This is a genomic window from Streptomyces sp. NPDC046308 (assembly GCF_055588065.1).
On record NZ_JBVJFB010000002.1, the window covers coordinates 1,286,637 to 1,306,800 of the forward strand.

At 71.8% G+C, this 20,164-nt stretch carries 24 protein-coding genes; 11 read left to right on the forward strand and 13 right to left on the reverse strand.

What is annotated here, in order from left to right; genetic code table 11:
• The first annotated feature begins 100 nt into the window (after positions 1-100).
• The 3 genes from ACZ6JT_RS13315 (at position 101) to ACZ6JT_RS13325 (ending at position 2,853) form a co-directional block, all read left to right on the forward strand.
• Positions 101-1,111, forward strand: coding sequence for an AraC family transcriptional regulator (locus ACZ6JT_RS13315; protein ID WP_469209460.1), 1,011 nt, complete (start codon positions 101-103; stop codon positions 1,109-1,111).
• 274 nt (positions 1,112-1,385) lie between these two features.
• Positions 1,386-1,565, forward strand: coding sequence for a hypothetical protein (locus ACZ6JT_RS13320; RefSeq protein WP_469209461.1), 180 nt, complete (start codon positions 1,386-1,388; stop codon positions 1,563-1,565).
• Between the two features lie 136 nt (positions 1,566-1,701).
• Entirely contained in the window at positions 1,702-2,853 is a 1,152-nt protein-coding gene (locus ACZ6JT_RS13325; protein WP_469209462.1) for a lipase family protein, read from the forward strand.
• Positions 2,854-2,974: 121 nt separating this feature from the next.
• Here ACZ6JT_RS13325 and ACZ6JT_RS13330 read toward each other — a convergent pair whose 3' ends face one another.
• The 3 genes from ACZ6JT_RS13330 to ACZ6JT_RS13340 all read right to left on the reverse strand — a co-directional run bounded on the left by ACZ6JT_RS13330 (position 2,975) and on the right by ACZ6JT_RS13340 (position 6,213).
• The gene (locus ACZ6JT_RS13330; RefSeq protein WP_469209463.1) at positions 2,975-4,894 is read right to left on the reverse strand and encodes an AMP-dependent synthetase/ligase; all 1,920 of its coding nucleotides are present in this window, start codon (positions 4,892-4,894) and stop codon (positions 2,975-2,977) included.
• 177 nt (positions 4,895-5,071) lie between these two features.
• On the reverse strand, positions 5,072-5,236 hold the full coding sequence (locus tag ACZ6JT_RS13335) for a hypothetical protein (protein WP_469209464.1): 165 nt from the start codon (positions 5,234-5,236) through the stop codon (positions 5,072-5,074).
• A gap of 86 nt (positions 5,237-5,322) precedes the next feature.
• Positions 5,323-6,213, reverse strand: coding sequence for an MBL fold metallo-hydrolase (locus tag ACZ6JT_RS13340; protein ID WP_469209465.1), 891 nt, complete (start codon positions 6,211-6,213; stop codon positions 5,323-5,325).
• Positions 6,214-6,347: 134 nt separating this feature from the next.
• Here ACZ6JT_RS13340 and ACZ6JT_RS13345 point away from each other — a divergent pair, with 134 nt between their 5' ends.
• Complete coding sequence (locus ACZ6JT_RS13345; protein ID WP_469209466.1) at positions 6,348-6,776, forward strand: MarR family winged helix-turn-helix transcriptional regulator; 429 nt, start codon at positions 6,348-6,350, stop codon at positions 6,774-6,776.
• 4 nt (positions 6,777-6,780) lie between these two features.
• Here the strand turns inward: ACZ6JT_RS13345 and ACZ6JT_RS13350 are convergent, their stop codons facing one another.
• Positions 6,781-7,137, reverse strand: a complete 357-nt coding sequence (locus ACZ6JT_RS13350) for a hypothetical protein (RefSeq protein ID WP_469209467.1) — start codon at positions 7,135-7,137, stop codon at positions 6,781-6,783.
• 1,001 nt (positions 7,138-8,138) lie between these two features.
• Here ACZ6JT_RS13350 and ACZ6JT_RS13355 point away from each other — a divergent pair.
• The 5 genes from ACZ6JT_RS13355 to ACZ6JT_RS13375 all read left to right on the forward strand — a co-directional run bounded on the left by ACZ6JT_RS13355 (position 8,139) and on the right by ACZ6JT_RS13375 (position 11,084).
• On the forward strand, positions 8,139-8,561 hold the full coding sequence (locus ACZ6JT_RS13355) for a contact-dependent growth inhibition system immunity protein (protein WP_469209468.1): 423 nt from the start codon (positions 8,139-8,141) through the stop codon (positions 8,559-8,561).
• A gap of 69 nt (positions 8,562-8,630) precedes the next feature.
• Positions 8,631-9,071 (forward strand): hypothetical protein, encoded by a 441-nt coding sequence (locus ACZ6JT_RS13360; protein WP_469209469.1) that lies wholly within the window; start codon positions 8,631-8,633, stop codon positions 9,069-9,071.
• Positions 9,068-10,456, forward strand: a complete 1,389-nt coding sequence (locus tag ACZ6JT_RS13365; RefSeq protein ID WP_469209470.1) for a hypothetical protein — start codon at positions 9,068-9,070, stop codon at positions 10,454-10,456. The genes ACZ6JT_RS13360 and ACZ6JT_RS13365 overlap by 4 nt, the downstream gene beginning before the upstream one ends.
• The gene (locus tag ACZ6JT_RS13370; protein WP_469209471.1) at positions 10,453-10,773 is read left to right on the forward strand and encodes a hypothetical protein; all 321 of its coding nucleotides are present in this window, start codon (positions 10,453-10,455) and stop codon (positions 10,771-10,773) included. The genes ACZ6JT_RS13365 and ACZ6JT_RS13370 overlap by 4 nt, the downstream gene beginning before the upstream one ends.
• Positions 10,770-11,084: a hypothetical protein gene (locus tag ACZ6JT_RS13375; protein WP_469209472.1), complete on the forward strand. Its 315-nt coding sequence runs from the start codon at positions 10,770-10,772 to the stop codon at positions 11,082-11,084. Before ACZ6JT_RS13370 ends, ACZ6JT_RS13375 begins: the two co-directional genes overlap by 4 nt.
• A 77-nt stretch (positions 11,085-11,161) precedes the next feature.
• Here ACZ6JT_RS13375 and ACZ6JT_RS13380 read toward each other — a convergent pair whose 3' ends face one another.
• The 5 genes from ACZ6JT_RS13380 to ACZ6JT_RS13400 all read right to left on the reverse strand — a co-directional run bounded on the left by ACZ6JT_RS13380 (position 11,162) and on the right by ACZ6JT_RS13400 (position 15,592).
• The gene (locus ACZ6JT_RS13380; protein ID WP_469209473.1) at positions 11,162-12,484 is read right to left on the reverse strand and encodes a dicarboxylate/amino acid:cation symporter; all 1,323 of its coding nucleotides are present in this window, start codon (positions 12,482-12,484) and stop codon (positions 11,162-11,164) included.
• A gap of 372 nt (positions 12,485-12,856) precedes the next feature.
• The gene (locus ACZ6JT_RS13385) at positions 12,857-13,129 is read right to left on the reverse strand and encodes a DUF4229 domain-containing protein (protein ID WP_469209667.1); all 273 of its coding nucleotides are present in this window, start codon (positions 13,127-13,129) and stop codon (positions 12,857-12,859) included.
• A gap of 150 nt (positions 13,130-13,279) precedes the next feature.
• Positions 13,280-13,804 (reverse strand): GNAT family N-acetyltransferase, encoded by a 525-nt coding sequence (locus ACZ6JT_RS13390; protein ID WP_469209474.1) that lies wholly within the window; start codon positions 13,802-13,804, stop codon positions 13,280-13,282.
• A gap of 108 nt (positions 13,805-13,912) precedes the next feature.
• Entirely contained in the window at positions 13,913-15,076 is a 1,164-nt protein-coding gene (gene mqnE, locus ACZ6JT_RS13395; RefSeq protein ID WP_030710107.1) for an aminofutalosine synthase MqnE, read from the reverse strand.
• A gap of 60 nt (positions 15,077-15,136) precedes the next feature.
• The gene (locus ACZ6JT_RS13400; protein ID WP_030710106.1) at positions 15,137-15,592 is read right to left on the reverse strand and encodes an Lrp/AsnC family transcriptional regulator; all 456 of its coding nucleotides are present in this window, start codon (positions 15,590-15,592) and stop codon (positions 15,137-15,139) included.
• 122 nt (positions 15,593-15,714) lie between these two features.
• Here ACZ6JT_RS13400 and ACZ6JT_RS13405 point away from each other — a divergent pair, with 122 nt between their 5' ends.
• Positions 15,715-15,849 carry a hypothetical protein gene (locus tag ACZ6JT_RS13405; protein WP_267884487.1) on the forward strand — a complete coding sequence of 45 codons (135 nt, stop codon included), beginning with the start codon at positions 15,715-15,717 and terminating at the stop codon, positions 15,847-15,849.
• Here the strand turns inward: ACZ6JT_RS13405 and ACZ6JT_RS13410 are convergent.
• Positions 15,846-16,535 (reverse strand): UbiX family flavin prenyltransferase, encoded by a 690-nt coding sequence (locus ACZ6JT_RS13410; protein ID WP_469209475.1) that lies wholly within the window; start codon positions 16,533-16,535, stop codon positions 15,846-15,848. The two genes, ACZ6JT_RS13405 and ACZ6JT_RS13410, sit on opposite strands and share 4 nt — an antisense overlap.
• A 91-nt stretch (positions 16,536-16,626) precedes the next feature.
• On the opposite strand from ACZ6JT_RS13410, the gene ACZ6JT_RS13415 reads away from it, so the two are divergent.
• Positions 16,627-17,247 (forward strand): rhomboid family intramembrane serine protease, encoded by a 621-nt coding sequence (locus tag ACZ6JT_RS13415; RefSeq protein ID WP_469209476.1) that lies wholly within the window; start codon positions 16,627-16,629, stop codon positions 17,245-17,247.
• A 27-nt stretch (positions 17,248-17,274) separates the two neighbouring features.
• On the opposite strand, the gene mqnP is transcribed toward ACZ6JT_RS13415, so the two are convergent.
• The 3 genes from mqnP to ACZ6JT_RS13430 are packed head-to-tail and all read right to left on the reverse strand — an operon-like array spanning position 17,275 to position 20,125.
• On the reverse strand, positions 17,275-18,198 hold the full coding sequence (mqnP, locus tag ACZ6JT_RS13420; protein WP_469209477.1) for a menaquinone biosynthesis prenyltransferase MqnP: 924 nt from the start codon (positions 18,196-18,198) through the stop codon (positions 17,275-17,277).
• Complete coding sequence (locus ACZ6JT_RS13425) at positions 18,195-18,671, reverse strand: hypothetical protein (protein ID WP_469209478.1); 477 nt, start codon at positions 18,669-18,671, stop codon at positions 18,195-18,197. The genes mqnP and ACZ6JT_RS13425 overlap by 4 nt, the downstream gene beginning before the upstream one ends.
• Positions 18,668-20,125 (reverse strand): menaquinone biosynthesis decarboxylase, encoded by a 1,458-nt coding sequence (locus tag ACZ6JT_RS13430; protein WP_469209479.1) that lies wholly within the window; start codon positions 20,123-20,125, stop codon positions 18,668-18,670. The genes ACZ6JT_RS13425 and ACZ6JT_RS13430 overlap by 4 nt, the downstream gene beginning before the upstream one ends.
• Positions 20,126-20,164: the final 39 nt, after the last annotated feature.

Consider the following 20,164-nt stretch of genomic DNA (forward strand, 5'->3'; position numbering starts at 1 on the left):
GCCGCGGCATGACCGGAAGCGTCACCCCTGCTGACCCGAGCGCTCACCGGTCCGCGCACGTCCGTATCGCCCCGCGCCGCCGCGGGCTACCGTCGAGGGCATGGGGAGGCGGACGATCACCGTGCACCACGTACGCGCCCTGCTCGCGGGAGCGCGCGGCAGCGGCATCGACACCGTGCCGCTGCTCCAGGAGGCGCAGATCCCGCCGCTGCTGCTGGGCGACGACCGGGCGCGGATCACGCCCGCGCAGTTCGCCCGGCTGTTCCGGGCGCTGTACCGGACGACGCAGGACGAGTTCCTCGCGCTGAGCCCGGTCCCGAGCCGTCCCGGCACCTTCGCGATGATGTGTCACGCCTCGCTCGGCTGCCGTGACCTGGGCGCGGCGACGGAGCGGGCGGCCGCGTTCTACGGGCTGTTCCCGGGCGGGCCGGAGCTGGCGCTCGAAGTGGCGGGCGGCGAGGCCCGGTTCACGGTGCGCAACGACTTCGCACGGGACGAGGACCGTTTCCTCACCGAGTGCGTGCTCGCGATCTGGCATCGGCTGAGCAGCTGGCTGGTGGGGCGGCGCATCCCGCTGGCGTACGCCGCGTTCGCCTATCCCCCGCCGCCGCACGAGGAGGAGTACGAGGTCCTCTTCGACTGCCCGGTCCGGTTCGGGGCGGACCGTACGGGCGCCGGCTTCGACGCGCACTGGCTGACCGCGCCGCTCGTACGGGACGAGGCCGCGCTCGACGCGATGCTCCGGCGTGCGCCGTTCGACCTGCTGTCGCGGCCGGAGTACGGGACCACGGTCGCGGAGCAGGTACGCCGGACCCTGACGCAGCGGCTGCGCACGTCGCCGCGGCTGCCCGCGCTCGGCGAGGTCGCGGCGCGGCTCGCGGTGTCCCCGGCGACGTTGCGGCGCCGGCTCCAGCAGGAGGGGACCTCGTTCCAGCAGCTGAAGGACCACGTGCGGCGGGACGCGGCGATCGCCGGGCTGGCGGAGAGCGGCGAGCCGATCGCGGAGCTCGCGGCGCGGCTGGGCTTCTCGGAGGACACGGCCTTCCACCGCGCCTTCCGCCGCTGGACGGGCACGACCCCAGGCGCCTACCGCATGGCGTCGAACGGCTAGGCCCGGAAGCCGGGGGCGGAAGCGCACCGACTGCCCGGCCACGACGCCCACCCAGCCACCGCGTGCCCCGCGGCCCGGCCCGGCCCCGACCCCCGGCCCGGCCCCGGCCCCCGGCCGCGGTCCCGGCTCCGCCCCCGCTGTCAAGTCCCGGGATCGAGTGGCGTGACGGGGTGCTGCCGGTGGGGCCCAATGGTGGGACGAGGGTCGGCCTTCGCCTCCTGGGCGACCGGGCCCGCTCCCCGCTTCCCGTTCCCACCGCCTTGAGGAGACCGTCATGACCAGCATCCACCGCCTCGCCCTCCTCAAGGCGGCCATCGCCGTGGGAGCCATCCGTGTGGCGCCCAGTGCCATCGGCTCGGCCCGGATGATCCCCTCCACCGGCACCCTCATCCCCATGAGGCCCGACTCCGGTGGGCGGGCGGGGTACGCCGACGGCAGGGCTCGCGCCGCCTGATCCGGTACGCGGGCGCCCCGGCGGGTGCGTTTTCGGGCCAGGAAAGCTGAGCTGCGCGGTCAGCGACCTTCCTACTGGTCGGTCACTACCTTCGGCTCACCGATCCCCGCACGGAACGAGCCTCCGGGAGCCCCCCATGCGTTTGCGCAGCACCGCCCTCGTCGCCGTGGCCGCCCTGGCCGTCTCGGCGGTCCCGGCCGCGATCCCCACCGCCGGCGCCGCCCCCGCCTCCGCCCCCGGCGACGTCGTGGCCAGCGCCCCGTCCGCCTTCCACCCGCTGCCCGGCCAGCCCACCGACACCCGGGCCTGGAAGATCCACTACCGCTCGACCACCGCCGACGGGACCCCGAACATCGTCTCGGGCACCGTCATCGTCCCGCAGGACGGCCGGACCGGCCCGCGCCCCCTGATCACGTACGCTGTCGGCACGGTCGGCCTCGGCGACTCCTGTGCGCCGAGCGACAACCTCCCCCGCGGCACCGCCATGGAAGCCAACCTCATCCAGCAGCTCACCCTCCGCGGCTGGGCCGTGGTCGTCACCGACTACGAGGGCCTCGGCACCCCTGGCGTCCACACCTACACGGTCGGCCCCTCCGCCGGGCACGCCGTCCTCGACGCGGCCCGCGCCGCCCAGCGGCTGCCCGGGACGGGCCTGTCGCCGACCGGCCCGGTCGGCATCATGGGCTACTCCCAGGGCGGGCAGGCCAGCAGCTGGGCCGCCGAGCTGCAGGGCTCGTACGCCCCCGAGCTCCAGGTGAAGGGCACGGCCACCGGCGGTGTCCCCGCCGATCTGCTGGAGGTGGCCGACTTCAACAACGGCTCCTACGGCTCCGGGCTCATCTTCATGGCGGCCGCCGGACAGGACGCGGCCTTCCCGGAGCTGAAGCTGGACTCCTACCTCAACCCGGTGGGCCGGCAGCTGGTCGCCGGGATGAAGGAGAACTGCGTGGCGATCGACGCGATCGCGGGCTCCTTCAAGCGGATCTCCGACCTGACCACGCGCGACCCGCTCGCCCAGCCGGACTGGCGGGCCCGGCTGAACCAGAGCCGCCTCGGGCGGACGGCCCCGGCCGCGCCGGTGTACCAGTACCACGCGCTCGCCGACGAGCTGATCCCGTACGGGGTGGGCCGTCGGCTGCGCTCCGACTGGTGCGCCCGCGGCGCGAACCTCGAATTCGACACCGTCTGGGTCGGTGAGCACGTCAGCGGCGTGATCACGCACTCCCTGGCGGCCGGGAACTGGCTGGCGGACCGCTTCGCCGGCCGGGCCACGCACGCCAACTGCTGATCCGGCCTGTCCCGAGCGGCACGGAGCGGGCCGGGCCCCCGGCCCGCCCGCCCCACACCCGCTCAGCCCGCCCACCCGGCCGGCCGGCCGCCCCGGCCCGCACCCCCCCCCCGGCCCGCCGCTAGGCGTCCCGCGGGCCCCGGTACAGCTCCTCGATCCGGTCCGCGTAGTCGCGGGCGACCACGCCCCGCTTGAGCTTCATCGACGGGGTCAGGTGGCCGCGCGCCTCGGTGAACTCGCCGGGCAGGACGGCGAAGCGGCGGATCGACTCGGCCCGCGAGACCAGCCGGTTCGCCTCGTCGACGGCCCGCTGGAGGTCCGCCAGCAGTTCCTCGTCCCGCACCAGCTCGCGCATCGGCACGCCCTGCTTCTTGTGCATCTGGCGCCAGTGCTGCAGCCCGTCCGGCTCCAGGGTGATCAGCGCGGTGATGTACGGGCGGTTGTCGCCGACCACCATGCACTGGCCGACCAGCGGGTGGGCGCGCAGCCAGTCCTCCAGGGGTGCCGGGGCCACGTTCTTGCCGCCGGAGGTGATGATCAGGTCCTTCTTGCGGCCGGTGATGGTGAGGTACCCGTCGGCATCCAGCTCCCCGATGTCGCCGGTGGCCAGCCAGCTCCCGTACGGCAGGGCGTGCCCGCTGTTCCAGTAGCCGGCGAAGACGTGTCCGCCGGACAGCAGCACCTCGCCGTCCTCCGCGATGTGCACGGCCGTGCCGGGCAGCGGCCAGCCCACCGTGCCGAGCCGGGGGTGCTGCGGCGGGGTCACGGTGCTCGCGCCGGTGGTCTCGGTCAGGCCGTAGCCCTCGAAGACCTCGATGCCGGCGCCGGTGTAGAAGGCGGCGAGCCGTCGGCCGAGGGGGGAGCCGCCGCTCAGGATGTAGCGGACGCGGCCGCCGAGCGCGGCCCGGATCCGCCGGTAGACGAGCGGGTCGTACAGGGCGCGGCCGGCGCGCAGCACGAGCCCGGGGGCCTTGCCCTTGGCCAGCTCGCCGAGGCGCTGCGCGATGCGGGCGGCCCGGTCGAAGGAGGAGGCCCGGCCCATGCTCTCTGCGGTGGCCCGGGCGGTGTTGTAGACCTTCTCCAACACGTACGGGATGGCCAGGAGGAAGGTCGGCCGGAAGCCGGCGAGGTCGGCGAGGAGGTCGTCGGTGCTGATGCTGGGGGCGTGGCCGAGCTTGACGCGGGCCCGCATGCAGCCGACGGCGACCATGCGTCCGAAGACATGGCTGAGCGGGAGGAAGAGGAGGGTGGAGGCCGGGTCCTTGCTGACGGACTTGAAGACGGGGTGCAGCAGTTCGACGGCGTTGTCCACCTGGGCGAAGAAGTTGGCGTGGGTGATCACGCATCCCTTGGGCTGCCCGGTGGTGCCGGAGGTGTAGATGAGGGTGGCGACGCTGTCCGGCGTACGGGCGGCCCGCCGGTTGTGCACCACCGCGTCGGGGATCCGCTCCCCGGCCTTGACCAGCCGGGCCGCGGCGCCGGTGTCGAATTCCCACAGGTGCGCGAGCCAGGGCAGATGGGCCCGCTCGTTGCTGATGAGCCGGGCCTGCGTCGTGTCCTCGACGGCGCAGGCCACGGCTCCGGAGTCCTGGATGATCCAGCGGGCCTGGAGTGCGGAGGAGGTGGGGTAGATCGGTACGGTGACCAGCCCGGCGGCCCATCCGGCGAAGTCGAGCAGGGTCCACTCGTAGGTCGTGCGGGCCATGATCGCCAGCCGGTCGCCCTCGCGCAGCCCCTCGGCGATCAGCCCTTTGGCGACGGCGATCACCTCGGCCGCGAACTCGGCGGCCGAGACGTCGCGCCAGGTTCCGTCCCGCTCCTTGCGGGCGAGGACCGCTTCGCGGGGGGCCTGGTGGGCGTTGTCGAAGGGGATGTCGCCGAGGGATCCCTGCTGCGGCGGTCCCACGAGCGCGGGGACCCGTACCTCGCGCACCACCCCGTTGATCACGGTCTTGACGGGCTCGACGGGGCTGACGGGGCTGACGGGGCTGGTGGGGGTGGTGGTACCGGCGGGGCTGACGGGCTTCAGCTCGGCTCCCATGGCGCACTCTCCTTGGCTCGGCACGAGCGTTACCGCGGGTAATTTACGGAGAGGTAACCCGGTCCGACCAGCCCTCGGACCCCTTCTTCACGGACGCTCCACCCCACTGACACCGATCGGTGCCACTGACACCGATCCGTGCCGCACGCGTGAAGCGCGCTGCCGCGGCGGTGCGGCTCACCCCCGCGCGGCCGCCGGCACGGTCCGCACCGCTTCCCAGTACAGCGCCTGGAACGTCGAACGGGTGGGGCGACGAGGGAGCAGGCGCGCCCCCTCGGCCACCAGCTCGTGTACGCGTTCCAGCAGCGCGGAGCGCGGGTCGGCCGCGCTGGCCACCGTCACCCCGCGCCGCCGCCGGAACTCCAGCACCCCTTCGTCGCGCAGGGCGCGCAGGGCGCGCAGGACGCGCAGCCCGCGCAGGACGGGGGTCAGGCGTCCAGGGGGCGCCAGGCCGGGCCCTCTCCGTCCTGCTGGACTCGGCCGAACACGACGTCGGCGAAGTGGGCGCCGAAGCCGATCGTGTCGGGCTCCGCCAGCTCGGCGACCAGGCGGTGGCGGTGGTCGGCGGTGAGGTCCTGGTCGTGGTCGAAGGCCGAGGACCAGTCGGGGTGGTCGATCTGGATCGGGGAGTGCACGGCGTCGCCGAAGGCGATCAGGCGCCGCCCGCCCCCGGTGATGACGTACTCGGCGTGGCCGACGGTGTGGCCCGGGGTGATCCGCACGCGCACCCCGGGGAAGATCTCCTGCCCGTCGGTGACGGTACACACCCGCGGCGCGAGGGCGGCGACCTGCTCGCCCATCCCCTGGTCCTCCAGGAGGTCGCGACGCTCCCACTCCGGCTCGGAGATCAGGTACTCGGCGTGGGCGAACACCGGCTGGTCGCCGCCGGGGACGGGGTGGCAGGCCCAGCCGAGGTGGTCGGCGTGGAGGTGGGTGAAGGCCACGGCCTCGATGTCCTCGGGGCGGCGGCCGAGTTCGGCCAGGCCGTCGGCGAGCGCGCCTCCGTGGATCACGGCGATGGGGCCGTCCGATGCCTCGTGCCTCTGCGGGCCGAAGCCCGCGTCGATCAGCAGCGCGCGGTCGCCGTGCTCCACGAGGAGTGCGCCGACGCTGCCGACGAGGTGGCCCGTGGCGTCCAGGTATTCCGGGTGCGCGGCCCACACCTCGCCGGTGGTGCCGGGGAGCACGCTCAGCGGCCGGAGCCGCACATCGCCGTCCGGCACGTACGACACCTTCGTGTCGCCGAGCCGTATCGAGCGGATGCCCCCGGGGCGGCGCAGCCGCACGTCGTGACCCTGTTCCACCGTCAACTCGGCCATCGATCCTCTTCCGTGAGTCGTCATCAGGACGCCGCGGGGTTCGTTTCCCGCGGCGACGACGTCACCATAAACATCAAGCTCGAATCATTCAAGCTGGAAATATTCAGTCTTGACGGACTTGCTAGGGTGGTGGCATGACGACGTCCCCCGAGCAGCAGGTCATCGCCGAGCGCCAGCTGTGCGGTCTGGTGAACGGACTGGCCCAGCGGATCGGCGAGCACGTACGGGAGCGCGCCGCCACCCTCGGCCTCACCGCACCCCAGGCGACCGCGCTGCGGGAGATGAGCGGGCCGATGACCATGCGGGAGCTCGCCGAACGCATGAGCTGCGAGCCCTCCAACACCACCTTCGTCGTCGACAAGCTGGAGAAGCAGAGCCTGGTGGAGCGCCACCCGCATCCCACCGACCGCCGCGCCAAGCACCTCGTCCTCACCGCGGAGGGCACCGCACTGCGCGAGCGCCTCCTTGCCCTGCTCGCCGTGGACTCCCCCCTGTCCGGCCTCACCCCCGAGGACCAGCGCGTCCTGCGCGCCCTCCTGGAACAGGCCGTCACCTCCGCCTGAACCCCTACGCGGCGGCCGGTGGACAGTCGCGGCAACGACCCGGGGCCGGGGCACGGAAGGCGCGGTCGCAGCCGTTGCAGTTCTGGAGCGGATCCGGCCGTTTGGGCCGCCGGACCACCGGGACGGGCGGCAGGTGCGGCGGGAGCAGTGCGGTGAGCCGGTACGCGAGCACGGACGCGGGGTCCCGCATGGGCTCGGGAAGGCCCGCGGACAGCGCTCGCGCCACCGCCTCCGGCTCGACCCCGCGCTCCAGCCAGGCCGACACCCCCGGCACGAGCCGCCGTAGGTCGCGTTCGGCCAGCAGGAGCCGCGGATCGTACCGCCGCAGCCCGGCGAGCAGGTCGGCGGCGCCGTGGTGCACCGCCCGCGGGACGGGCAGGGCGTCGAAGACCCGCGCCCTCCGAGCCGACGCCGGCCCCGACGCCGGCCCTGGCCCTGGCCCTGGCCCTGGCCCCGGCCCCGGCCCCGGCAAGGGCTCCCGGCCCGGAGGCGTGCCACCCGAAGGCGGCGGGTCGCCGGAAGGCGGGTGGTCAACGCAAGCCGACGGGTCGTCGGAAGGCGACGCAGGATCATCGGAAGGTGGCGACGCATCGTCGACAGGCGACGCAGGCCCGTCGAGGGGGGCCGGGGGCTCACCGGCAGGCTGGGGGCCGTCCGGAGTCGGCGGGCGGTCAGGATCCGCGCCGGCCCCCGGCCTGTTGTACGAGAACGTCCGGGTCACCACCTGGCCGGTCGCCAGCCGCTCGCGCCTGCGCTCCAGGTAGCCGTGCCGCTCCAACTCCCGCAGGGCTGAGGCGATTCGGACCTCGCCCTCGCGGAACCGCTCCGTGAGCGCCTTGATCCCGACGGGCGCGCCGTCGGGCAGCGACTGGATGTAGGCGCCGACCCCGATCGCCGTCGCCGACAGATCGGCGTGCTGGAGGAGGTGGTTGCCCACCACGGTGAAGTGACGCCGGTGCGACGTGTTGACGTGAATGACACCGGATCGGGGGGTCCCGGGTCGAACACGGGCCACTGCGCGCGTCGGCGCGCTAAGGTTCTGGGGAGCCATGAGGAAGGTCGTTTCCTTGTTGGTCAGGCCCTCGGCCGGGATGCCAGTCCCACCGGGGGCCGTCTCATTTCTGAGGCGGTCGGGGCGAGCATATGCCCGCCAACCCCCTCCGAATCCAGCCCAGTTGCCACGTTTCACCCTTCCGAGCGACACGGTCCGGGTTTGGTGGGGTTGGTTGGTTCTTTCCCCCGGTTCTTTGGTTCTTCAGGCGTCCCAGCCCACCGCGTCCCGGCCCACCGCGTCCCGGCCACCAGCACCCCGAAGACCCACGCCCCGGCCACCGCCACACCGGGCGGAACGACAATGGCCGGATGGAACGCCTCCTCCACCTGGACCGCACGCTCGACGAACTCGACGGCCCCGCATGGCCGCCCGCGCCGCCGGACGCGACGGGACTCGTCACGAAGGTCCACGCCCTGCGCCGCCGCCCGCTGTCCGTCCTGAGCCCCGCGGACCTCCGTACGCTCGTCACCCAGCAGGTGTCCCTTCCGTACGTCCTCCCCCTCGCCGTGGCCTTGCTGCTCGAAGACCCGCTGCTGGACGCGTACTTCCACGAGGGAGACCTGCTGCTCGCGGTCTGCGGCCTGCCCGCATCGGCCTGGGCCCCCTTCCCGGACCTGGCCGCACGGCTCACGGCAGCCGTCAAGGACCTCTCGGCCGATGCCACCGCCGAACTCGGGCGGTTGGCAAGGCGAGAGGGGTCGGGGGGATGGTTGGGGGGATTTGGGGGGTGAGGGGCGGTGGGGGCGTGAGGGGGCCGGTGCGACTTAACATGCGCATGACCACCACATCGGGGGGAAGTCATGACGTTCGACGCGGAGTGGGCCGAGTGCAAGGCCGCCGCGCAGGCCGGGGAACAGGCCGGGGAACGGCCCGTTCCGCCGTGCCCCCATCAGCCGGCGCCCGCGGGGGGACTGGTGGCCGGGGTGCCGTCCATCAACGGGAACGCGAACCTGCTGATCGAGATCGCCGCGCTCCTGCACGAGGGGCGGCCCGACGGTGACGCGAGCACGATGGCCCGTGCGCCCCGCGCGCACCCCGATGTCGCCGCGCAGGCCCTGCGCTTCGCGCGGTTCGCCGACGACCAGTTCAAGGACACGGTGGCCCTGTTCGCCGGCCTGGCCACCCGTCTGAAGACCACCGGCACCGGCTTCGCCCGCGTCGACGACGACACCGCCGCCGCGTTCCTCCGCAGGGTCGTCGATGCCGGCGTGTACGTGAAGCCGGAGGACAAGGACCGTTGAGCGGCGGCCTGAGCCATCACTCGGACGTCCGTTTCCTCGCCGAGTGCGCCCCCGCGCTCGTCGAGCGCAACGCCGACGAGTTCCGCCGGCTGCGCGAGCTCCTCGTGCAGGTCGAGGAACCCGCCCTGCGGGCGGAGAGGCACACCCAGTGGCACAGCGAGGGCAGCGAGACGTACCGCTCGCGCCTCACCGACGCCCGGCAGCTGGTGACGCACATGGCCGAGGCCTTCGACAAGGCCGCGAGCGCCCTGCACGGCTATGCCCTGGCCCTCGCCACCGCCAAGTCCCACTACGGCAACGGCACGCGGTCGGAGCGGGCGCTCGCCGCGCTCATCGCCACCAAGGGCACCGCCCTCACCAAGGTCGCGCAGGAGGCGGAGCCGATGCGCCAGTGGGAGGACATGCGCGCCACGACCGGCGTCTTCGACTTCCTGGCCGAAGTGACCATGGACGTGGACGACATCCGCGACGAGGCGAACCGGCTCCACGACGACGCGGGCGGCAGCTTCCACCTGGCCCGGACGGTGGAGCGGGAGGCGCGCGAGGCCTGCGTCCACGCGCTGGAGCAGGCGTACGAGCTGCTGCCCGAGCTACGGATCCGCGGCGGCGAACGGCCCGACCTGTACGCCGCCATGGCGGACCTGCGCCGCGAGGGCGAGGAGGCGCGCAACAGCCCGCTGACGCACCTGCCGGGCAGCGGCCCGAAGCGGGAGGTGCACGGGACGGTCGGGGACGCCTACATGTCGCCGGAGCTCAAGGACATCCGCACGCGCATCGCCGGGCTGCCGCAGGGCGAGGACATGTACTGGAACCCGCCGGAGAGCGACGCGGAGAAGGCCCGGTGGCTCTCCCGCAACAAGGAGGTGCTGCGGGCCGCCGCCGAGCACGCGGGACTGCCCGTGGAGCTGGTCGCGGGCATCGCCTGGAACGAGATATCCGGGCAGCCGGGCTACGCCGACGACGTCACGGACCACCTGCGCCATGCGGCCGCCTTCCCGCTGAGCCCGATCACGCCCGAAAACCTCCCCCACCGCCTCGGCGGCGTGCCCGACCAGACGTCCTTCGGGCCGATCGCCATCCAGCTGCGGCGCGGCGCCGAGGTCCTCGGCTACGACCCCGCGCACCTCACCGAGGCCCAGCGCGCCCTGGTGGAGGAGTCGCTCCAGGACCACCGGCAGAACGCCTTCATCGCCGCCGGCCACCTGGCCCGGATCAAGGCGGAGACCGCGTACGCCGACGTACCGGCCGACCAGTTGACCGAGGGCCAGATGCGCGAGATCGCGGCCCGCTACAACGGCGGCCCGTACTGGGAGTCGCAGAAGGCCCAGAACTACGGCGATGATTTCACCGACGGACTCGGCCAGGTGAAGGAAGCGATGCGATGACGCACCCGCGCGCGGGCGTCGACCTGCCCGAGGACCACGGCCCGCTCAAGTGGATCGTCGGGGTCCCGCTCGCCCTCGTCCACCTGCTCGACGCCTTCTTCGTCTACACGGCGGTGCGCTACGGGCCGGCCGCCGGGTGGGACGAGCAGGGGTACGCGGGGACGACGGCGGTGTGTCTCCTCGCCCTCGGCCTCAGCCTGACCGGGTTGCTCCTCACCCTCGTCCCACCCGTCCGCCGGATGCTGGGCCCGTGGTGGTTCGCCCCGCCGGTCGTCCTCGGGACGATCGCCTGGATCCGGATGGTGACGCTGTCGTGAGGCTCCCCCGCGAGAACATCGACCTGCCCGGGGACCGGGGCTGTCTGCGGTGGGTGCTCGGCGTCCCGCTCGTACTGCTCTACACACCGGCCGCGTTCGCGTGCTACGTCGCCCTGGCCCTGCGGCCCGGGTCGCCGTACGACCCCGTCCGCGATGACGCGCGGTTCCTGGGCAACTGCTCCGTCGTGCTGTGTTTGCTCGGGCTGATGATCACCATCACCCCGGTGTTCCGGCGGACGATGGGCCGGTGGTGGTTCGCCGTGCCGTTCCTGCTCGCGACGGTCGCGTACTTCCGCGCGCAGACCGTCTGACGCCCCGGAACGGGGGCCGTCCGGACACGCCACAGCCCCCGCCCGGACGGGGGCGGGGGCTGCGGCGAGAGCGGTGATCAGGCGGCGACGGCGACCTGGGCCGGGGCCGGGGCGGGCTCCTCGTCCAGCGGGGAGGCCGAGGCGGAGGCGTAGGCCTCCTTGTCCAGGATCCCCTCGCGGGCCGAGACGATGACCGGGACCAGGGCCTGGCCGGCCACGTTCGTGGCGGTGCGGATCATGTCCAGGATCGGGTCGATCGCCATCAGCAGGCCGACGCCCGCGAGCGGCAGGCCCAGCGTGGAGAGGGTCAGCGTCAGCATGACCGTCGCGCCCGTCAGACCGGCCGTGGCGGCCGAGCCGATGACCGAGACGAAGACGATGAGCAGGTACTCCTTGATGCCCAGCTGCACGTCGAAGATCTGCGCGATGAAGATCGCGGCGAGCGCCGGGTAGATCGCGGCGCAGCCGTCCATCTTGGTGGTGGCGCCGAACGGGACGGCGAAGGAGGCGTACTCCTTCGGGACGCCGAGGCGTTCGGTGACCTTCTGGGTGACCGGCATGGTGCCGACGGAGGAGCGGGAGACGAAGGCCAGCTGGATGGCGGGCCAGGCGCCCTTGAAGAACTGGAGGGGGTTGACCTTGGCGACGGTGGCGAGCAGCAGCGGGTAGACGCCGAACATCACGAGGGCGCAGCCGATGTAGATGTCGGCGGTGAAGGTCGCGTACTTGCCGATCAGGTCCCAGCCGTAGGTGGCGATCGCGGTGCCGATCAGGCCGATGGTGCCGATCGGGGCGAGGCGGATGACCCACCACAGGGCCTTCTGGAGCAGTTCCAGGGCGGACTCGGCGAGGTCGAGGACGGGCTTCGCCTTGCTGCCCAGCTGGAGGGCGGCGATGCCGGCGACGACGGCCAGGAAGACGATCTGAAGGACCTTCAGGTCGGTGAACGGCGTGACGATGTCCGTCGGCACGATCCCGGTCAGGAAGTCGATCCAGGAGCCGGTCTTCTTCGGCTCCTTGCCGTCGGCCGCGGTGAGGCCGGTGCCCGAACCCGGGTCGGTCAGCAGGCCGATCGCGAGGCCGATGCCGACGGCGATCAGCGAGGTGATCATGAACCAGAGCAACGTGCGGGTGGCGAGCCGCGCGGCGTTGTTCACCTTCCGCAGGTTGGTGATCGACACCAGGATGGCGAAGAAGACGAGCGGGGCGATGGCCAGCTTCAGCAGCTGGACGAAGATGTCGCCGGTCTTCTCCAGGGTGGTGGCGAGCCAGCTGACGTCCTGGCTGCGGGCTATCCAGCCGAAGAGGACACCGAGGGCGAGACCGGCGACGATCTGGGCCCAGAAGGGGAACTTGAACGAGGCCTTGGCGGGGGCCTGGGGGGTCGCGGACACGGACACTCTCCGGAGGTGACGCACAAAGACAGGGGGGAAGTGCTGCGGTGGTGATGCGGTGCGGCAGCAGCCGGAAGGAGCCGGCCGGGACCGCTGCTGTATCGATTCAGCTCAACAGCAACAGGCCGCGGACGCGCGGCGGCAGAGGTCGACGTGCAGGCGCATCACGAGCGGGACGCTCGTGGTCATCGGGTGCGCGGCTGTGGTCAACATGTTCAACACGCTAACACTTCTCCTTTGGGAATCTCAAAGGGGCCCTTTGAGACAACGGCGCAGGAGGCCCTCTTGCGCCGGCCCGGAAAACACCACCGCCCCAGCGTTACGGGCGGTATACCCGGTGCTGGGGCGGTTCGGTGTGTGATGAAGCCAACTGTGTCGTTACGAGCGCACACGCGCCGCGTCGTCGACCTCGTCCTCCTGGCTGCGGTTCGCGGCGAGCTTCTCCTTCGCACCCGCTACGCGCCCGGAGATCTGCTGGGACATCTCGTCGCGCTGCTTGCGCAGGAGGACGAAGGAGAGCGGCGCGGAGAGGACGAGGGCGAGCAGCACGACCCAGGCGGCGTTGGCGTCTCCGAGGCCGGAGGGCACCCATCCGAGCCGGACGAGCCCCGCGACGACGACGAGGCATCCGACGAAGATGCCCAGGCGCATCGCGGTGTAGCGGATCGTTGCGCTCGGCTTGAGGGACACGGTGACCCCTTCTCTCTCGTCGTGGTCGTACGTCGGCTGGTGCCCGTCCAGTGAAGCACGCCGGGCCCGCGCCGCGGGCCTCCGGGGTGCGGGCGGACGACACCCCGCCCGTCAGTACAGCGGCAGCAGCATCGTGATGTCGTCGCGGTCGTCGCCCGGGGCCACCCGGACGGCGCCGGGGACGCGGCCGACCTCCTTGTAGCCGCAGGACGCGTAGAAGTGCTCCAGGCCGTGGCCGCCGCGGCAGGTGAGGCGGATGGCGTCGACGCCCCCGAGGGAGCGGGCCGCGGTCTCCGTCGCGGCCATCAGCTCGCGCCCGTAGCCCTTGCCCTGGTGCCGCGGATGGACCATGACCGTGTACGCCCACAGCCAGTGGAGCTGCAGCCGGTGGGCGTTGCGGGTGAGGAAGGCGGTGGCGGCGACCGCGCCGTCCTCGTCGTGCCCGACGAGCAGGCGGCAGCTCCCGTCGGCGACGCCGACGAGGTGCTTGTCGAGTGCGGGGCGGATGTCGTCGAAGGTGACCGGCGGTACGAAGCCCACGGCGCCGCCCGCGTTAGAGACGTCGGCCCACAGCCCGAGGATTCCATCACGCAGGGAAGGGTCGACGACCGGGTCCAGGGTGAAAGTAAGGGTCATTTCGCAAGTTTACCCATTACCTCATCGGCCCGTCCAGAAAAAGTTAAACCCCGGCCCATGGGCCGGGGTTAACTCGCCGGGAGGGGGTCGGACAAGGCCGACGCGGCGTCAGACGCGCATGGCCTGCGGGGTCTCGCGCAGGCCCGCGTCCGGACCGGGGTACTCGCGGATGATCTCGTAGCGCGTGTTGCGCTCGACCGGGCGGAAGCCCGCTTCCCGGATCAGCTCCAGGAGGTCGTCACGGCCCAGCTTGTTCGGGGTGCCGTAGTTGTCCGCGTCGTGCGTGATCTTGTACTCGACGACCGAGCCGTCCATGTCGTCCGCGCCGTGCTGGAGCGCGAGCTGGGCGGTCTGCACGCCGTGCATCACCCAGAAGACCTTGACGTGCGGCACGTTGTCGAAGAGCAGGCGCGAGACGGCGAAGGTCTTCAGCGCCTCGGCGCCGGTCGCCATCGTGGTGCGCGCCTGGAGCTTGTTGCGCACCTTGCCGTCCTGCATGTCCACGAAGTCGTGCTGGTAGCGCAGCGGGATGAAGACCTGGAAACCGCCGGTCTCGTCCTGGAGCTCGCGCAGCCGCAGCACGTGGTCCACGCGGTGGCGCGGCTCCTCGATGTGCCCGTACAGCATCGTCGAGGGGGTCTTGAGGCCCTTCGAGTGCGCGAGGCGGTGGATGCGCGACCAGTCCTCCCAGTGGGTGCGGTGGTCGACGATGTGCTGGCGCACCTCCCAGTCGAAGATCTCCGCGCCGCCGCCGGTGAGCGACTCCAGGCCGGCCTCGATCAGCTCGTCCAGGATGTCGGAGGCCGACATGCCGGAGATCGTCTCGAAGTGGTGGATCTCGGTCGCCGTGAACGCCTTCAGCGAGACGTTCGGCAGCGCCTTCTTCAGCTCCGAGAGCGAGCGCGGGTAGTAGCGCCACGGCAGGTTCGGGTGCAGGCCGTTGACGATGTGCAGCTCGGTGAGGTTGTCGTTCTCCATGGCCTTGGCCAGGCGCACGGCCTCCTCGATGCGCATCGTGTACGCGTCCTTCTCGCCCGGCTTGCGCTGGAACGAGCAGTACGCGCACGAGGCGGTGCACACGTTCGTCATGTTGAGGTGCCGGTTGACGTTGAAGTGGACGACGTCACCGTTCTTGCGCGTGCGCACCTCGTGGGCGAGGCCACCGAGCCAGGCCAGGTCGTCCGACTCGTAGAGGGCGATGCCGTCCTCACGGGTCAGCCGCTCGCCGGAGCGGACCTTCTCCTCCAGCTCACGCTTGAGCCCAGCGTCCATGTACCGGTCGCCTCCTCTAGATGCCTCTGCCTGTCCTGCGAACCCTGCCCCACCGTACTCTCAGGCTTCCTCGGGCAGCTCCCCGACCCGGTTCTCCCACTTCGTGGAGAGCACGATGGTGGTGCGGGTGCGCGAGACGCCCTTGGTTCCGGAGAGCCTGCGGATGATCTTCTCCAGGCCGTCCACGTCGTTGGCGCGCACCTTGAGCATGAAGGAGTCGTCGCCCGCGATGAACCAGCAGTCCTCGATCTCGTTGAGGTCGCGCAGCCGCCGGGCCACGTCCTCGTGGTCTGCGGCGTCGGACATGGAGAGTCCGATCAGCGCCGTGACGCCGAGGCCGAGCGAACGCGAGTCCACGGTCGCGCGGTAGCCGGTGATGACGCCGGCCGTCTCCAGACGGTTGATGCGGTCGGTGACGCTGGGGCCGGAGAGGCCCACGAGACGGCCCAGCTCCGCGTACGAGGCACGACCGTTCTCCCGGAGTGCCTGGATGAGCTGCCTGTCCACCGTGTCCATTACGTGGAGCCTTCCATTATTCGGCGATCCTGCAAGTTTAGGTATAGAATCTAAGGCACACAGGGTCAACACCCTGTGAAATCTTTCAACAGATCAATGACGATCTTCAGGAGTGGTTCACCGTGTTCACGATCGAGATGGCCCACGCACACATGCGACAGCTCCAGGAGCTGGCCAACCGATCCCGTGCCCACCAGCCCGCCGCCGCCTACCGCGTCGACAAGGCCCGCAAGCCGCTGTCCGGCAAGAAGGCCTAGTCACCACCGTTCGCCTCCCGGGGAGTGCGGGACCCTCCCAACTCCCCCTCCCAACGGCGGTACAGCCGGTGCGGCACCCCTGCCGCGTCCAGCACCCGCCCCGCGACGAAGTCCACCAGATCCTGGATGTGCGTCGCACCCGCGTAGAACGCCGGAGAGGCGGGCAGCACGACGGCGCCCGCCTCGTCCAGCGCCACCAGGGCCTTGAGCGTCTGCCCGTTCAGCGGGGTCTCCCGGACCGCGACCACCAGCCGGCGCCGCTCCTTGAGCGTCACGCTCGCCACGCGCTGGAGCAGGTCCTTCGACAGCCCGAGCGCCACCCCCGCCACGCAGGCCGTGGACGCGGGGACGATCAGCATCCCCTTGGCCGGGTACGAGCCCGAACTCGGCCCCGCGGCCAGGTCCCCGGCGCCCCAGTACCGGACGTCGTCCAGTCCGGGCCGGGCGAAGGTCCCGGGCTTCCCGTCGGCTCCCCCCTGCAGCCACTCCCCCAGATCGTCGCGCCAGTGCGCGTCGCGGAAGGCGATCCCGGTCTCGTCCAACAGGGTGAGCCGCGAAGCCCGGCTGACCACCAGGTCGACACTCTCCCCCGCCGCCAGCAGTCCGCGGAGCACCGCCGCCGCGTACGGCGTCCCGGACGCCCCGGAAACCCCGACCACCCACGGGGTGCGCTTGCGCTCAGTCATACCTCCGAGACTATCCGGCCACCCCGGGCGGGCACTCGGTAAGGTGCCCGGACGTTCCGCACTCGGGGCGCTGCGAGGGGGTACGGAGACGATGGGCACGACGGGCACGACGGTGCGTCAGGGCGAGTGGCGGCACAGCGACCGCGCCAAGGCGGCCGGAAAGCTCATGCTGGGCTGGGTCGCGCTCCTGTGGGCCCTGGAGGCCGTGGACTACGCCACGGGGCACGCGCTGGACGCGTACGGGATCGTGGCCCGCGACCCGGACCACCTGACGGGCGTCCTCACGGGGCCCTTCCTCCACTTCGGCTTCGACCACGTCGCCTCCAACAGCGTTCCGCTGCTGGTCCTCGGTTTCACAGCGGCCCTGTCCGGGATCCGGCACTTCCTCGCGGTGTGCGGGCTGATCGTGCTGGCCGACGGCATCGGCACCTGGCTGATCTCCCCGCCGAACACGATGACCCTGGGCGCCTCGGGCGTCGTCTTCGGTCTCTTCGGCTACCTGCTGGTCCGCGGCTTCGTGGAACGCCGGGTGCTGGGCATCGCCGTCGCCGTGGGCATCGCGGCCGTCTGGGGCTCCGCGATCGTGACGGGCATCCTGGCGACGGACGCGGGCGTCAGCTGGCAGGGCCACCTCTGCGGCCTGGTCGGCGGAGTGCTGACGGCCCTGTTCTACCGGCGCCCAGCCCGCCGGCGCCCCGCCCTCACGGGCTGACGACGAAGGGGGCCACGGGCAGCTCGATCAGAAGGTCAGGCCCCGGAGCACGAGGTCCAGCGTGGCGCACACGAACAGGGCCATGCCGATGAAGCCGTTGACCGTGAAGAAGGCGCGGTTCAGACGGGACAGGTCGTGCGGGGTCACGATGGTGTGCTCGTAGAAGAAGGCCACCACGACGATCGCCAGGCCCGCCCAGAACGGCGCGCCCGCGCCGGTGGCGAGGCCGTACCAGAGCAGCAGGGCCGTGGTCACGACGTGCGCGCCGCGCGCGCCCCACAGGGCGGCCGGGACGCCGAAGCGGGCCGGGACGGACTTGACGCCGTCCGCGCGGTCCGAGGCCACGTCCTGCGAGGCGAAGATCAGATCGAAGCCGCCGATCCAGACGCCCACCGCCAGGCCCAGGATCACCGCGTCCCAGGACCACTCGCCGGTGACGGCCAGCCAGGCCCCGATCGGCCCGATGGCCTGGGCCAGACCCAGGATGGCGTGCGGGAAGTTCGTGAACCGCTTGCCGTACGGGTACACCACCATCGGGATCACCGCGACGGGCGCCAGCATCAGGCAGAGCGGGTTCAGCAGCGCCGCCGAGCCGAGGAAGACCAGGAGCGCGATCCCGGCGCCGGTCCAGGCCGAACGGACCGACACCGCGCCGGTGACCAGTTCGCGGCCGGCCGTGCGCGGGTTGCGGGCGTCGATCTCGCGGTCGATGATCCGGTTGGCCGCCATGGCGAAGGTCCGCAGGCCGACCATGCAGACGGTGACGAGCAGCAGCTTGCCCCAGTGCACGTGCCGGTCGAGCTGGAACATGGCGGTGAGCGCCGCGATGTAGGCGAAGGGCAGCGCGAAGACCGAGTGCTCGATCATCACGAGCCGCAGGAACGCCTTCACCTTGCCGTTCGGTTGCGGCGCATGGCCGGACCCGATCACCCCGTCGGCGGTCGTCATCATGCGAGTGCGCTCCGGAAGTCTTCGAGGTCGGCGAGGAGCCGGGTCGCCGGGAGCGCGCCCAGTTCCAGGGTCCGGGGGCCGGCTGCGCCGTCCTCCTCGTGCTCGGGCGGGCTGACCCGGGCGGTCAGCCGCCAGGCGTCGGCGGCCGGGCGGGCGTCGATGCTCAGGAAGTCCCCGGCCTCGACCGTGAACGGCTCGCCCGAGGCCAGGGCGGCCTGGAACTGCTCCGCGAAGCCGTCCGCCTCGACGTCCCGCGCCCCGGGCAGCTCGAACTCACCGGGGCCGGCCCCGTCTTCGTACATCAGCGCCCAGACGTCGCCGGGACCGGCGAACTCCTCGGGTGTGACGCCCGCCTGCTCGGCGGCCAGCCGGACGCCCGCGTCCGCCGGGTCGATCTCCGGGCGCAGCAGGGCCACGTAGACCTCACCGGCGCCGAGGAAGAGCTCGGGACCCCCCACAACGATCGGACTCACAGGCCGTACTCCTTCCAGCGGCGGTCCACGAGGGCGGCGGTCGCCGGGTCGGACTCGACCATGTCGGGCCAGCCGCCGTCGCGGGTGTAGCCCTCCTCAGGCAGCTTCCTCGTCGCGTCGATGCCCGCCTTGCCGCCCCAGAACTGCTGGTACGAGGCGTGGTCCAGGTGGTCCACCGGGCCTTCCACGACCGTGAGGTCGCGGGAGTAGTCCGTGTTGCCGAGGGCCCGCCAGGACACCTCGTGCAGGTCGTGGACGTCGCAGTCGGCGTCCACCACGATGATCAGCTTGGTCAGCGACATCATGTGCGCGCCCCAGATGGCGTGCATGACCTTCTGCGCGTGCTTGGGGTACTTCTTGTCGATGGAGACGATCGCGCAGTTGTGGAAGCCGCCCGACTCGGGCAGGTGGTAGTCCACGATGTCCGGCACGATGATCTTCAGCAGCGGGAGGAAGAAACGCTCCGTCGCGCGGCCCAGCGGGCCGTCCTCCGTCGGCGGGCGGCCGACGACGATCGACTGGAGCAGCGGGCGCCTGCGCATCGTCACGCAGTCGATCCGCAGCGCCGGGAAGGGCTCCTGCGGCGTGTAGAAGCCGGTGTGGTCGCCGAAGGGACCCTCGGGAAGCATCTCGCCGGGCTCCAGCCAGCCCTCGATCACGACCTCCGCGTTGGCCGGGACCTGGAGCGGGACGGTCTTGCAGTCGACCATCTCGATCCGCTTGCCGGCGACGAAGCCGGCGAAGAGGTACTCGTCGATGTCGCCCGGCAGCGGCGCGGTGGACGCGTACGTCACCGCGGGCGGGCAGCCGAAGGCGATCGCGACGGGGAGCCGCTCGCCGCGCTTGGCGGCGACCGCGTAGTGGTTGCGGCTGTCCTTGTGGATCTGCCAGTGCATGCCGATGGTGCGCTTGTCGTGGCGCTGGAGGCGGTAGAGGCCGAGGTTGCGCACGCCCGTCTCCGGGTGCTTGGTGTGCGTCAGGCCGAGGTTGAAGAAGGACCCGCCGTCCTTGGGCCAGGTGAAGAGCGCCGGCAACCGGTCCAGGTCCACGTCGTCGCCGGTGAGGACGACCTCCTGGACGGGCGCGGACTCGCCCTTCACCTTCTTCGGGGGCACGTGCACCATCGATCCGAGCTTGCCGAAGGCCTCGCGGACGCCGATGAAGCCCTGCGGCAGCTCCGGCTTGAGCAGGCCGCCGATCTTCTCGCTGATCTCGCCGTACGACTTGAGGCCGAGGGCCTTCAGGAGGCGCCGGTCGGTCCCGAAGACGTTCATGGCCAGCGGCATCGCCGAGCCCTTGACGTTCTCGAAGAGGAGCGCCGGGCCGCCGGCCTTGTTCACTCTGTCGACGATCTCCCCGACCTCCAGGTACGGGTCGACTTCGGCCTTGATGCGCTTGAGGTCGCCCTCCCGCTCCAGAGCCCGGAGCAGCGAGCGGAGATCGTCGTAAGCCATAGGGGCAAGTATCCGTCACCAACTACTCTGGAGGTGTCA

Excerpts from the sequence above, each read along its gene's own strand:
- mqnP (WP_469209477.1), bottom strand. The coding sequence starts at position 18,198 with ATGATGACGACCGCCGACGGGGTGATCGGGTCCGGCCATGCGCCGCAA.
- mqnE (WP_030710107.1), bottom strand. The coding sequence starts at position 15,076 with ATGGACGCTGGGCTCAAGCGTGAGCTGGAGGAGAAGGTCCGCTCCGGC.
- ACZ6JT_RS13325 (WP_469209462.1), top strand. The coding sequence starts at position 1,702 with ATGCGTTTGCGCAGCACCGCCCTCGTCGCCGTGGCCGCCCTGGCCGTC.
- ACZ6JT_RS13360 (WP_469209469.1), top strand. The coding sequence starts at position 8,631 with ATGACGTTCGACGCGGAGTGGGCCGAGTGCAAGGCCGCCGCGCAGGCC.
- ACZ6JT_RS13400 (WP_030710106.1), bottom strand. The coding sequence starts at position 15,592 with ATGGACACGGTGGACAGGCAGCTCATCCAGGCACTCCGGGAGAACGGT.
- ACZ6JT_RS13385 (WP_469209667.1), bottom strand. The coding sequence starts at position 13,129 with ATGCGCCTGGGCATCTTCGTCGGATGCCTCGTCGTCGTCGCGGGGCTC.
- ACZ6JT_RS13315 (WP_469209460.1), top strand. The coding sequence starts at position 101 with ATGGGGAGGCGGACGATCACCGTGCACCACGTACGCGCCCTGCTCGCG.
- ACZ6JT_RS13340 (WP_469209465.1), bottom strand. The coding sequence starts at position 6,213 with ATGGCCGAGTTGACGGTGGAACAGGGTCACGACGTGCGGCTGCGCCGC.
- ACZ6JT_RS13370 (WP_469209471.1), top strand. The coding sequence starts at position 10,453 with ATGACGCACCCGCGCGCGGGCGTCGACCTGCCCGAGGACCACGGCCCG.
- ACZ6JT_RS13345 (WP_469209466.1), top strand. The coding sequence starts at position 6,348 with ATGACGACGTCCCCCGAGCAGCAGGTCATCGCCGAGCGCCAGCTGTGC.
- ACZ6JT_RS13430 (WP_469209479.1), bottom strand. The coding sequence starts at position 20,125 with ATGGCTTACGACGATCTCCGCTCGCTGCTCCGGGCTCTGGAGCGGGAG.
- ACZ6JT_RS13320 (WP_469209461.1), top strand. The coding sequence starts at position 1,386 with ATGACCAGCATCCACCGCCTCGCCCTCCTCAAGGCGGCCATCGCCGTG.
- ACZ6JT_RS13390 (WP_469209474.1), bottom strand. The coding sequence starts at position 13,804 with ATGACCCTTACTTTCACCCTGGACCCGGTCGTCGACCCTTCCCTGCGT.
- ACZ6JT_RS13410 (WP_469209475.1), bottom strand. The coding sequence starts at position 16,535 with ATGACTGAGCGCAAGCGCACCCCGTGGGTGGTCGGGGTTTCCGGGGCG.
- ACZ6JT_RS13330 (WP_469209463.1), bottom strand. The coding sequence starts at position 4,894 with ATGGGAGCCGAGCTGAAGCCCGTCAGCCCCGCCGGTACCACCACCCCC.
- ACZ6JT_RS13355 (WP_469209468.1), top strand. The coding sequence starts at position 8,139 with ATGGAACGCCTCCTCCACCTGGACCGCACGCTCGACGAACTCGACGGC.
- ACZ6JT_RS13415 (WP_469209476.1), top strand. The coding sequence starts at position 16,627 with ATGGGCACGACGGGCACGACGGTGCGTCAGGGCGAGTGGCGGCACAGC.